9 protein-coding genes and 1 pseudogene are annotated in these 13,180 nt (G+C 41.2%); 3 read left to right on the forward strand and 7 right to left on the reverse strand.

Annotated elements, in window-relative coordinates; all coding sequences use genetic code 11:
- Window positions 1–19: 19 nt before the first annotated feature.
- The 6 genes from CXF95_RS19370 to CXF95_RS19395 all read right to left on the reverse strand — a co-directional run bounded on the left by CXF95_RS19370 (window position 20) and on the right by CXF95_RS19395 (window position 5,622).
- Window positions 20–271, reverse strand: coding sequence for a YdcH family protein (locus tag CXF95_RS19370; protein WP_101200231.1), 252 nt, complete (start codon window positions 269–271; stop codon window positions 20–22).
- Window positions 272–483: 212 nt separating this feature from the next.
- The gene (locus tag CXF95_RS19375) at window positions 484–1,191 is read right to left on the reverse strand and encodes an SOS response-associated peptidase family protein (protein WP_101200232.1); all 708 of its coding nucleotides are present in this window, start codon (window positions 1,189–1,191) and stop codon (window positions 484–486) included.
- A 173-nt stretch (window positions 1,192–1,364) separates the two neighbouring features.
- A complete protein-coding gene (locus CXF95_RS19380; RefSeq protein ID WP_101200233.1) occupies window positions 1,365–2,474 on the reverse strand; it encodes a GGDEF domain-containing protein in 1,110 nt (369 codons plus the stop codon).
- 435 nt (window positions 2,475–2,909) lie between these two features.
- On the reverse strand, window positions 2,910–3,305 hold the full coding sequence (locus tag CXF95_RS19385; protein ID WP_101200234.1) for a hypothetical protein: 396 nt from the start codon (window positions 3,303–3,305) through the stop codon (window positions 2,910–2,912).
- A 43-nt stretch (window positions 3,306–3,348) separates the two neighbouring features.
- A complete protein-coding gene (locus CXF95_RS19390) occupies window positions 3,349–4,740 on the reverse strand; it encodes an MFS transporter (RefSeq protein ID WP_101200235.1) in 1,392 nt (463 codons plus the stop codon).
- 144 nt (window positions 4,741–4,884) lie between these two features.
- Window positions 4,885–5,622 carry an isoprenylcysteine carboxylmethyltransferase family protein gene (locus CXF95_RS19395; RefSeq protein WP_232787939.1) on the reverse strand — a complete coding sequence of 246 codons (738 nt, stop codon included), beginning with the start codon at window positions 5,620–5,622 and terminating at the stop codon, window positions 4,885–4,887.
- A 316-nt stretch (window positions 5,623–5,938) separates the two neighbouring features.
- On the opposite strand from CXF95_RS19395, the gene CXF95_RS19400 reads away from it, so the two are divergent.
- Window positions 5,939–7,090, forward strand: coding sequence for an aromatic ring-hydroxylating dioxygenase subunit alpha (locus CXF95_RS19400; protein ID WP_101200320.1), 1,152 nt, complete (start codon window positions 5,939–5,941; stop codon window positions 7,088–7,090).
- A gap of 5 nt (window positions 7,091–7,095) precedes the next feature.
- Window positions 7,096–7,950: a transcriptional regulator gene (locus CXF95_RS19405; protein WP_101200236.1), complete on the forward strand. Its 855-nt coding sequence runs from the start codon at window positions 7,096–7,098 to the stop codon at window positions 7,948–7,950.
- Window positions 7,951–8,598: 648 nt separating this feature from the next.
- Here the strand turns inward: CXF95_RS19405 and CXF95_RS19410 are convergent.
- Window positions 8,599–8,880, reverse strand: a pseudogene (locus tag CXF95_RS19410) (DNA topoisomerase); the annotation flags it as partial.
- A 426-nt stretch (window positions 8,881–9,306) separates the two neighbouring features.
- Here CXF95_RS19410 and CXF95_RS19415 point away from each other — a divergent pair.
- Window positions 9,307–13,146, forward strand: coding sequence for a putative Ig domain-containing protein (locus CXF95_RS19415; protein WP_101200237.1), 3,840 nt, complete (start codon window positions 9,307–9,309; stop codon window positions 13,144–13,146).
- The last annotated feature ends 34 nt before the right edge of the window (window positions 13,147–13,180 follow it).

Here is a 13,180-nt window from a genome sequence, read left to right on the forward strand (position 1 = left end):
ACAGTTCAAAAACACCTCACTACAGTGCTTTTTCTGCTTTAATCACTAAGTTAAACAACTGATCTTTCAGGTGGACCCGTCGCGTTTTTAGAGAGTCCAAATACTCGTCCGCTACAGGCTCATCATTTTTCTCAATATGATGAACTTCACTCTCTAATTCATGATAAGCGTCAAATAATTTTGCAAAGTGGTTGTCGTTCATCTTCAGGTGGCGGATGGTGTGTTGGTGATCGGGAAAATCGTTGACTAAAGTATGTTTGTCTAATTGCATGGGATAAACCTTCTAGGTAATTTTTCTTAAGAAATACCATTGTATTGTGTGAAATTTTATAGATATTGATCCAAATCACTTTTTGAACATATGGCTAATTGCGCAATATCCGAGAGGCTCGAATTCAATTCGAGCCTAGATAAAAACCTATTAGTATCAAGTACATACTGATCACTAGGGATCTCAACTGTTCCATAACGCCGGACGTTTAATTAACCTGAGCTCTGGTTAATTAGTAAGTCAGAGTGAAGTATTACCGGAGAAAATGATTGATAAGGTACTTTATCTTTATAGGTTTTTACGCGCTGTACCTTAAGGGTTGGATATAAAGTTGGGAAGTTAAGCACCTTATTTATTTCTGGATGTTGTTGCACTGACTGACTCAGCCAACGTTTTAAAAATGGGTCATCAATGGGTAAAAAGCATGGGAAAGCTTTATGGTGATAAGGCTCCATTTTGGGATGTGCATCTCTGGTGATGACGGCACAGCTATATCGGCCCTCGCTATACTTGCGATATAGCGCGCCAAGCACAAACACCTCATCACTTTGCATATAGTATTGGTGTTTGGTTTTCCCCACAACTTTAGACTCACCTATCCCTGTACCTAAAACAATAGCCCGATTATATTGCAATGCATATTGCCAATAGGGACTTTCTAGATTGCGAGCGTTAAACGTGGTGCGTTTACCTAAATGTAGACCCTCATAAGAGTCTAAACAATCAAACCACCACGTCGCAGCAACCTGTTTAAGTTCTCCGTTTTCCTGAATGATTATATCGATAGTTTTATTGGGGTCTTGACCAAAAGCAGGGTAATAACGTTTGAAAAGTCTTGACGTAAATTGATTGACAATTTCACGCTTTGGAAACGCCATGGTTGACTGTTGTTTTCCATTAACTTCAATGTATCCGCACATAATTTAACTCTTATTAAGACACAACTAGGCTGAGTCACTTTACAGGTTTACACCCAGAAATAAAAAAAGTGTGTTTAAAGGACGAGAAAAGAATAGAAAAATCTAGTTTCAGTTCAGTAATTTAGTTGGGTTAAAAGATCCGTTAAAAGCTCAAAAAAGTAGCCACTCAAACATTAATTTGAATGAACTATGACAAGATTTCTTCCCTGGTGTTTTGCTTTGTATAAGGCTGAATCAGCTTGTTCTATGAGTTGTCTTGAGTCAATTTTATGACTAGGTTGAATACTGGCGACTCCAATACTCACAGTAACGGGAAACGATCTACCGTCTACTTTAAAGGGGCTTTTTTCAATTTTTTGTCGTAACACCTCAGCTACTTTTACCGCTTCCTTCCCCTCATTTTCGAGAATCAGTAAGACAAATTCTTCTCCACCGAACCTAGCAGCTAAATCGGTTTCCCTTTTACCTACTTGATTAATAATCTTAGCAACATGCATTAAACAGGCATCGCCAAGTAAATGACCATAATTGTCATTAAAGGCCTTAAAATGATCAACATCCACAAGTAATAGCGATAATCTAAGTTTCAAACGGCTGGCGTATTCCCATTGTTTTTCAAACTCAAGATTAAAATACCCTCGATTATAAATATTGGTTAGAGCATCAATTTTACTGAGTCTTTCTAATTCATTTTTCTGTTGATCGAGCATCAACTCTATTTCAAACGAACGATTATATTCTTTAGATGAACGCACTCCAATCATTGCAATATATCCAAAAAACACGGCAATCATAACTGCAAAGGGAAATTTTTCGCTGGTTATAATTCCAAGTACTATTGATGGAATAAGCAATACGCTTAGATTGACTAACGCAAATTTAATCCTAGGAACAAGTGCCACAACTGCACCACTGGAGATGCCACCTATAGCCAGCATGGTGACGTGTAGGATGCCAGTAAATCGCTCATCGAATATGGAAAAAACAAAAAAAGTGCTTAAAATACTGGCATGGCACAGGGACAAAAAGAAAAATGAACTACGCCATAACTTCACAGAATATTGGTAAATCGGCTTTGTTAACACATAATGGAACCCCCTCAGAATACTGATAAAAAGCATACTTAAGGCGAATACTTTGCTTAACAAGGGTTGTAAAATATAAAAATCAAATGGCCAAAAAACCACAGGCAGCATAAATCCATAGACCACGACCCCTGTCATAGATCGGCTCAATAGGTCCATATCTATGCGGCGCTGAATTTTGGGATCTTTATCAATCAATAGTGTTTCCCTTTATGCAGTCGTGTTGTTATCAACAATACTGACAGTCTAACTAAACAATAAATAAGTTCTTTTAAGTATCAGGTTCGTTTTAACACGTTCATAAATACAAGGTGCGAAGTATAAACAAATCATGAGTAGTAAAGTCAATATGTTTCCTTTAGGCGACATAATAAGCTGAACGTCAGAAGTAAACAGTAACGCTGGCCATCGTTGAGAAATAAACGAGATCCCAGCTCAACTCTACTCAAATGTGTGTATTTGATAGTTAACTACTGGCGGTATGAGGTTGGAATAACTGCTCAACTGGTTTAACAGCGACCATTTTGATTAAATAAAATCCCTTTCAAAACCTGACTATCATCAAAGTTGTTCATCAGCATCTAATTGGAAGCGCCTTTATTGCGAATAAAGAGCAGGGTTATATGGTGTAGACTAAAAAGTTAAGCTGTCCAATCTACGATGCAGTGAAGAATACAGCAATACAACATTATTGCTTTGCAAGCTGGTCATAAAACATTCAAACAACCTCAATATACGATTATCTTTTTCTGAAAACCCCCGATTTGATAATAAATTAGCTATTTTTTCATCCACTTCACAGGATGATCCACACTCTCCTTCAAGATGACGAAATAAAACCTTTAGCACATCCTTTTGCCAATTATCAAAATAGCTGATTTCCAGTCGCATTGGATACTTAAATAAGTCGCAGATATCCAATTCTAGATCTTCGTTTGCTTCACCAGAGCAAAACAATAGTCGATACCTTAGAAGTTCTTGTATATTGAGCTTTGAGAGGTGCTGTTTGATAAATTCACGATTTTTCATAAAATATAATACGCACAGTAACCCATTAGTAGATCAAAATTAGTTAACCAGATCTTAATTTACCACGGAAAACCGATATTACGCAGGCTACAACAACAAATGCGAGAGACATATTTAATGCCATCTCAACCGTCTTTATAAGTGCTGGGTTCTGCTCTGGTGTAAACAGTGCATTACCCAAATAGAAATGTACCATAAGATTCACTAGGCTCATTCCTAAAAGATTTCCTATGGTGCGCGCAAGGTTCATCGATGCTGAAGCCGCACCCACCTCGTGATTCTGAGCAGCGCCCATGATGGCGTTATTATTGGGAGTAGAAAACAAGCCAAAGCCTACCCCAATCAGTAGAAAAGAACTGGTAATATAAGTCACACTGGTTTGGGTATCCATGTTGCTCAACACAAACAGCCCGCAAGCAACAATCACACAACCAATGGTTGCCACAACCCGAGCCTGAAATCTATCGGCCAGCCTGCCAGATAATGGTGCCATTATCGCCATCGACAATGCCTGAACCAAGATAACCTGTCCGGCATGAGAAGGACTGAGACCTTTTACATATTGTAAATATAAACTCATCAAAAAGATCAGTGGAAAATTACTGGCATACATCAACAGTGATGTGGTTAATGACATAGAAAACACTCGACTGTCGCGGAACATTTGTACTCGAATAAGCGGTCGGCGACTGCGACTCTGATGTAAAATAAATAGTGCCAAGCTGATAGCCGAGAGTCCAAGCATCACCCCGCCTAAAATGTTGGGTATAATGCTTAACCCATATACCAAGGATGACGAAAACACGGCAAAAATAAATGTTCCCCACCAGTCATATCGGGTTTTTTCATCATTCATCCATTCACCTGACAAACGCATTTTAATCAACAATAAAAGTGCAATAACGATAGGCACCTGAAACAAAAATACCGATCGCCAGCCCCATAATTCAGTTAACCAACCCCCAACTGCTGGTGCAACGGTTAATCCAACATACACACATGCCGCAGTGATGCCTAAAGCCGCACCTCTTTTATGGGAAGGCGTGACCGAGGTAATGATCGCCACTCCCGGACCAAAAATCATTGCCGAGGCAGCACCTTGTACAAATCGCCAAAACAGCACCCATTCGATACTGGTGCCAAGTCCACACATAAAAGAAGAAAACGCATTTAAAGCCAGACCATAGGCATAGATCCGCTTTCTTCCGTAGTTATCTGCCAATTTGCTAGCTGGCAGCATGAAAATCACACTGCTTAATATAAACAGTGTGGGTAGCCACGACACCATCTTAGCATTGGCCTGTAAATCAGCGGCCAAGTCTGGGATAGCAATATTCACAGAAGCCATTCCCAGTGGCCCAATAATTGAACCTAGACACACAATTAATAAAGCAAATTTGGCGACTGCGGCGTTTTCAGTGGAAGTTTCTGGCAAAACGGGGAGAAATCCTTATGACTAAGCTAAATTACGATCATACCCAAGAGATAGGTCAAGTACAGGTATTAATTCGTTTGCTTTGCATATCAATAAAGTGAATCGATGCCTATATGACTGTTTCACTATGAGCTCTATTTACCTCTATACAATAAAAGGGATCACCCTTTTAACCCGCTGCATGTAATTTAGGTAAGTTTCACCAAATTCTTTAATCAGGTCTTTTTCTTCAAAATACAAACCGATAAATATGTAGGCACTAATACCGGCTGCAAAAACTAAATGACTGGTAGTTGATATGGGTACGGCCCACACGCCAATCAGCACACCTGTCTGAATTGGATGGCGGACTATCTTATAAAACCCTGATATTTTAAATGTAGCAACAGGCGCGGACTTACCTTGCATAGGGTCAAAGGTTTGTCGTAATCCAAATAATTCAAAATGATTGATCATAAATGTCGCTAAAAATAGAAATAACCATCCAAAAACGGCGATACCTCGGATCACATATACGCCCATTTCAGACTCTACTTGCCAGATAACTGTACCAAAAGGTATCCATAAATAACACATGCCTCCAATGGCCACAGCAGTTGCAAGCACATAAGTTGAACGTTCAATACTGGGATCAATAAAACGAGTAAACCAGCGTTTAAAAGAAGGCCTTGCCATCACGCTATGCTGCAGGCCAAACAGCAAAAGAGCAAAAGTATTGATAACAATAACAGTCACTAAGGAAACAGACGGCACTATGCTATTGACGGTTTGTGGCATCCAAAGATTGTTTACAAACAAGAGAAAGTAAATGAGTGAGGCAACTCCAGTGCCATAACATATCAATGAATAAATGAAACATCCTGTTTTTTTGATTGAACTCATAACCATACCTTTAAAAATGTTGTTTTAGCTGAGTGACATTAAATTGTGTATTGATAGTTATAGCAGATTTTAAGGTCTGTAAGTTGACACTACCCTGCTGTGAACCTAAAAAAATCCCCAGTAATCTTCTCATTAGCTTTCAATAATAAATTTTTCTTACAGCCTTAGATTTTAATAACAAAGCAATATGATGAAAAGCTAGACTTAAAAACCAAACTCGATTTATAACTTGATTTAACATCTAATAAATTTTTATGTTATAAAATAGGTTTTCAAAAAGTGTGCCGATTTTCTTTATCTAACCTGCGAGATGGCAATGAATACCAATAACGAAAAACAACTATTGAGCGACACCGAAGTGGTGCAGAGGATTTTCGATCATATTGACAATGCCACAACAGATAAGGGCAACCAAAGCTGGAAGGAGCCCGTCGACAACTACCGCTCGAAAGCACGTTTAGAAGCCGAGCTAAAAATACTGCAAAGCCGAACTATCGTTTTTTGTCCTTCGAGTGCCCTTGCCAAACCTGGTGATTATGTTGCCCGTGACGTAGCTGGCATACCTTTGATTGCCGTGCGCGGATTAGACGGGGAAGTGCGAGCTTTTAGGAATGCCTGCCGTCATAGGGGAGTTCAACTTGCCAATGGCCACGGTTGCGCCCGCGCGTTAGTTTGCCCCTATCATGGATGGGCTTATGGCCTTGATGGAAGTCTCAAAAGTATTCCTCACGAAAATGGCTTTCCTGATCTTGATAAGGCCACACGAGGACTGGTTGCTGTGGCGTGTTTGCAGAGCAATGGTTTAGTGTTTATCAACCAAAATTCCGAAGAGAATATAGAGCACGATGTTTCATCTTTACCAAAACTAATACCTGACGGTTATCGATTGTTAAATTTAAACAGCCAGATAGTCAAAGCAAACTGGAAATTACATCTCGAAAGTTCTCTCGAGGGTTACCATATTCGGCAAACCCATAAAAACACTTTCTTCCCAGTGCAATACGACAACCTCACTGTGGTTGAAGCTTTTGGAGAAAATAGTCGTGTGGCCTTTCCCTACCAATCAATCGAAGGATTAAGACATAAAAATCAGACTGACATCAGTGTTGATGGACGACTGACCTACGTCTATCATTTGTTTCCCAATGTAGTGATTTCAACTTTTCCCGGATGTATGCAAGTGGTAGTGCTTGAGCCAATTGATGAATCAACCACCCGGCAACATAGTTATCTTGTCAGCGACATTGACGAGAACCAAACAGCATTGCTGGATTCGGTTTTTGAAGGGCAAAAATTCGCAGCCAAAGGCGCCATTGAAGACTTGCAGATAGTCCAATCGGCGCAACGAGGACTGTTAAGTGGGGCCAACGAGTTTTTAGAATTTGGCCTGTTTGAGACCGCCATTGTTCGCCTGCATGTCCACCTTGCAAGAGAAATGGCACGATTAGATAAAACTTGCGGTAAGTGAAATTTATGCCCCCTACTCCCCTAAGCTCTTTTATGGATACATCACTGGATAATGATTATCACACTAAAATATTAGCTGATTATCCCACGTCAAATCGATTACTGCTTTCGCTATTTAGCCAACCGAACCTAAATCAGATGTCAATTAAACAACTGATCGCTTGGGGAGCGTTATTTGAACATGAGCCCGCAACAATCCGCGTGGCTGCAGGGCGATTAGTCAAACAAGGATTTTTAGTAGCGCAACAACGTGGACATTACACCCTGGGCACAACGGAAAAATCCATTAATCAGCTCGCCGCAACATGGCGCCATTCATTAGGTAAAGTGGCTCAATGGAATGGCGGTTGGTTAAGTGTGTATACCGCACATCTTGGGCGCACATGTAAACAAAGCATCCGAATTCGTGAACGTGCTTTCAGACTAACTGGATTTAAAGCTCTCGAGAAAAATCTTTGGTGTCGCCCAGATAACCTGATGGAAACAGCAGATGCAACATTTGCCAGAATGGTCGATATTGGGCTCGAAGAAAACGCGATTTTAATGAAAGTCGAACATTTTAATCATGATTTGGCGACAAGTCCTGTGTCTCTATGGTCACCACAACAATTGGAAAAGACTTATGGACTACTCGTAACACTCATGGAAAAAAGTGCACAAAGACTTACCGATTTTGATGTCAATCAGGCTACCAGAGAGTCCTTTCTGATTGGCGAACACGTCATACGTCTCATCAATCAAGATCCATTATTACCGGAAGAGATGGTGGATGTATCGGCAAGGCAAACCTTACTCAACACCATGATTGAATACGATAGAATATGTCATCCGATATGGCATGAATTTGTCAATCATGGCTGAGCATAACTGAGTGTAACACCACCCTTTAAACTATTATTTTTTCTGTCCCCATGGCGGTGGTATTGGAAGCGCCTAAAGAAAAACACCTAAAAAACGCATTTTAAAATGGGTAAAACGGGGGTCAGATTTTTGCTTTTAATGGCTATGAAGTTAAAGTACCACCGGCAGAGCCGGGGGGGGTTAACTTGTATTAGTTAGGTTACCCAAGAATAAGCCATTGTCGGCAGTTAAGAATTTTAGAAGCGAATGGCATTAAGATGGTCCGCCTCACCCTTTATCAGATAGATTTTAGGCAGGCAAACAAAATGGTGCGCATCGCTTGGGCGGTCATGATGACAAAACAGCCTTTTAACTAGAAAAGTTTACACACCAATTTGCAATGATAATGTTTATGACGAAAACGGCAGAACCTCTGGATTAGGAACTTGTACCAGAAAGCAGTCTTAGAGACTGTGGTATTTTGAGGATAATCCAACGCGGATCTCATCGTGAACCGGGACACGGGAGCCCCCAAATAAGACTCCGAAAACATTAGCGCAAACAAACTCCATTATCTAAATATTAGACTTGCAATAACGAGGAGGTCCATATGGTTTTTGGTTACTATCTTTTTGCTGTTAAGCATAAACTATTGTTATTAGCCCACCAGTGAGCTTCTTGTGCGCCTTCTTTACTACCATATTTAGTCGGGTCATCTGGTAAATAATTATTACCGAAAGTATCGTTAATATAATTGCGGCAGCTATCCACTGCTTCTTTACCTTAATGGGTAGAATCGGTACGCATATAAGTAATATGACCGGCTTCGTATAACCGCTGTGCCATCATCATGGTTTTCTTGACACCAAAGCCTAAACGAGTACTTGCGGCTTGTTGTAAAGTCGAGGTGATGAAAGGCACCAAAGGTTTACTTTGGGAAGGACTAGATTCAGTAACTGCTCAAAAAGTGGTGGCATAGCAGAATAAACTGGTTGTCAATGCTTGTTATCACTTCAGATATTTCAATATACCTTCTCAAGTTAGTATTTTTTGAATAAATTTAAAATAATGCTTGACCCCATTTTACTCGTTTCCCGCCTCTTTTTTGTTGCATTCGAATAGCAGCACCATTTGCTATGTATTTTATTCCGACGAGTTTCTTCGTAACTATTAGTAGATTACGGTAATTTAAATGTTGATTTACATTCCAAAGCCACTATTGAGCTTCGATCCTCATATTTTTACTAATCAACTTGGTATTTAAGGTTATAATATTTTTTCAAAGCTCATCTTATGTGTATTATTTCGCTATGAACACAGCCGATAATTTTTATAAGTAAAAACTCATTATTTAGTAATTTTTTTCTGAGGAAAGTCATGGATCTATTAACTTCTTTTCGTTTATTCTTGAAAGTTTCTATTTTGTGTTGTATTTCAGTTAGTGTCTCCGCCGCCGACAAACTCAGTTTAGCTGATCGACACAACTTAGTTAGCCGTATCCATGATAACGGTTCGGTAAGGGTGATTATTGAGTTACGGGGTAACAAACAGACGAATGACATCGAATCTTTTCCTGTAAAGAGTGGAAAGCGTAATCTAAATCCATCGCTACAAAACTTACAAGATAGAATCAAAACAAAACTTAGTTCGACTAATGCACAACTAAAACTTGAATTTAACTACATTCCATTCCTAGTCTACGTTATCGATGAAAACACCTTAACACTATTAGAAAGTTTGGATGAGTTAGTCAGTATCCAGGTCGACAACCTACGTAAACCATTTTTATCAGAAAGCATACCTCTCATTGGTGCCGACAATGCTTGGAGCCAAGGATATAGTGGTGCAGGCACCACTATTGCAATAATAGATTCTGGGATTGATAAAACCCATGACTTTATCGCCAATAAGGTAGTTTCCGAAGCCTGTTACTCCACAACTACAAGCATCACTACCTCACTATGCCCTTCCGGAAACGACGTTGACGAATTGGTTGGATCTGGAATTAATTGTAATATAGATGGCTGCTATCATGGCACTCATGTGGCTGGCATTGCAACCGGAGTAGGTGTCAACTTTTCTGGTATCGCAAAAGATGCTGACATTATTTCCATTCAAGTCTTTTCCACCGTTTATTCAGAAGAGTTTTGTGGTAATACTAATCCCTGTCTTGGAGCCTTTGATTCCAACGTAATCCAAGGTTTAGAGAGAGTCTACGAGCTCATTAACGACTATAACATTCCCGCTGTGAATCTGAGCCTTGGCGGTCCTGGCTTTTCAACTCAAGTCGAATGTGATGCAAATAATGGTGGCTATTTGTCTGCGATCACTAATCTAACGGATGCAGGTGTAGCAGTGGTTATTTCCTCGGGAAATGATAGCAAAGGCAATCAAATTAGTGTCCCAGCTTGTGTGACTGGAGCCATTAGCGTGGGTGCAAGCAATAACAATGATGAAATTGCATCCTTTTCAAACTTGGCGCCATTTTTGTCATACTTGGCTCCGGGTGTAGCTATAAACTCCTCAGTTTTAAACGACAATTATGCACAATTAAGTGGAACATCTATGGCTGCACCGCATGTGGCTGGTGCCATTGCTGTCTTAGCTGCCCACGAAAACCTACCTAGCTTAAATGAGATATTGTCAGTACTAACTAATTCAGCCAAAGGCATTACAAAAGGAGCAACAACTTATCCCCGTATTCAACTCGACGATGCTCTAGATTTATTATCAGATAATAATAACCCAACGGATACCATCACCATGGATCTCATTATTTCCGGTGACAACGGCGAAGAGGTCTATGTCAACGGCAGTTACTTGGGCAATTCAAATTCTTGGAATACAGCCTCAAGTTACACCGTTGAGCTGAATGATGGTGACAATGTTATAGCAGTCAAAGGCATTGATGTAGACGGCGTAGCAGCCCTTATCGCTGAATTACAAGTTGACGGTGAAACCTTTTATAGTGACAGCAGTTGGAAGGTGTCTACTGTCTATCAACCAGGCTGGGAAGCCCCTGATTTTGATGACAGTAGTTGGACTAATGCCACCAAATACGGCAGTTATGGAGTGTCGCCCTGGCGCTCCAGAGTGTCTGGGTTCACTAGTGGCTCACCGGCAAAGTGGATTTGGTCAGCGGACAATGACGGTGACAATACCGTGTATTTTAGATACACAGTATCAGTAGAAAGCAATAGTCCCCTTGACCCTGTCAGTATTGACACCCTAGCATTAGCAGATGGTGAAGTGAATCAGCCCTACACAGCAACATTAATAGGCAGTGGTGGCATAGAGTCATACTTATGGTCCGTAACAACAGGCACCTTACCCGATGGGTTAGCACTCAACAGTGACACCGGCGCTATCACAGGTACACCCACAACCGAAGGTGATAGTAACTTCACTATCACCTTCGAAGACTCAGCCATTGATTCAATCACTGCTGATTTTAATATCAATATTGCGCCACAAGAAGTCATAGATGTACCCCTCAGCATCGATACCCCTTCGTTAGCCGATGGTGAAGTGAATCAGCCCTACACAGCAACATTAATAGGCAGTGGTGGCTCAGAGTCATACTTATGGTCCGTAACAACAGGCACCTTACCCGATGGGTTAGCACTCAACATTGACACCGGCGCTATCACAGGTACACCCACAACCGAAGGTGATAGTAACTTCACTATCACCTTAGAAGATTCAGCCAGTGATTCAATCACTGCTGATTTTAATATCAATATTGCGCCACAAGAAGTCATAGATGTCCCCCTCAGCATCGATACCCCTTCGTTAGCCGATGGTGAAGTGAATCAACTCTACAGTGCAACCTTAGTTGGCAGTGGTGGTACAGAGTCATACTTATGGTCCGTAACAACAGGCACCTTACCCGATGGGTTAGCACTCAACAGTGACACCGGCGCTATCACAGGTACACCCACAACCGAAGGTGATAGTAACTTCACTATCACCTTCGAAGACTCAGCCAGTGATTCAATCACTGCTGATTTTACCATCAACATTGCTGCTGAGCGCGACGCTAAACCCATCACCATGGATCTCATTATTTCCGGTGACAACGGCGAAGAGGTCTATGTCAACGGCAGTTACTTGGGCAATTCAAATTCTTGGAATACAGCCTCAAGTTACACCGTTGAGCTGAATGATGGTGACAATGTTATAGCAGTCAAAGGCATTGATGTAGACGGCGTAGCAGCCCTTATCGCTGAATTACAAGTTGACGGTGAAACCTTTTATAGTGACAGCAGTTGGAAGGTGTCTACTGTCTATCAACCAGGCTGGGAAGCCCCTGATTTTGATGACAGTAGTTGGACTAATGCCACCAAATACGGCAGTTATGGAGTGTCGCCCTGGCGCTCCAGAGTGTCTGGGTTCACTAGTGGCTCACCGGCAAAGTGGATTTGGTCAGCGGACAATGACGGTGACAATACCGTGTATTTTAGATACACAGTATCAGTAGAAAGCAATAGTCCCCTTGACCCTGTCAGTATTGACACCCTAGCATTAGCAGATGGTGAAGTGAATCAACTCTACAGTGCAACCTTAGTTGGCAGTGGTGGTACAGATTCATACTTATGGTCCGTAACAACAGGCACCCTACCCGATGGGTTAGCACTCAACAGTGACACCGGCGCTATCACAGGTACACCCACAACCGAAGGTGATAGTAACTTCACTATCACCTTAGAAGACTCAGCCATTGATTCAATCACTGCTGATTTTACCATCAACATTGCTGCTGAGCGCGACGCTAAACCCATCACCATGGATCTCATTATTTCCGGTGACAACGGCGAAGAGGTCTATGTCAACGGCAGTTACTTGGGTAATTCAAATTCTTGGAATACAGCCTCAAGTTACACCGTTGAGCTGAATGATGGTGACAATGTTATAGCAGTCAAAGGCATTGATGTAGACGGCGTAGCAGCCCTTATCGCTGAATTACAAGTCGACGGTGAAACCTTTTATAGTGACAGCAGTTGGAAGGTGTCTACTGTCTATCAACCAGGCTGGGAAGCCCCTGATTTTGATGACAGTAGTTGGACTAATGCCACCGAATACGGCAGTTATGGAGTGTCGCCCTGGCGCTCCGGAGTGTCTGGGTTAACTAATGGCTCACCGGCAAAGTGGATTTGGTCAGCGGACAATGACGGTGACAATACTGTGTATTTTAGATATACCTTAATAGATGAGTAAGCTTATAGCGCAGTGAAAAAGGTATGTTAGTTAA

It is taken from the genome of Paraglaciecola sp. MB-3u-78 (assembly GCF_002835935.1).
Lineage (GTDB): Bacteria > Pseudomonadota > Gammaproteobacteria > Enterobacterales > Alteromonadaceae > Paraglaciecola.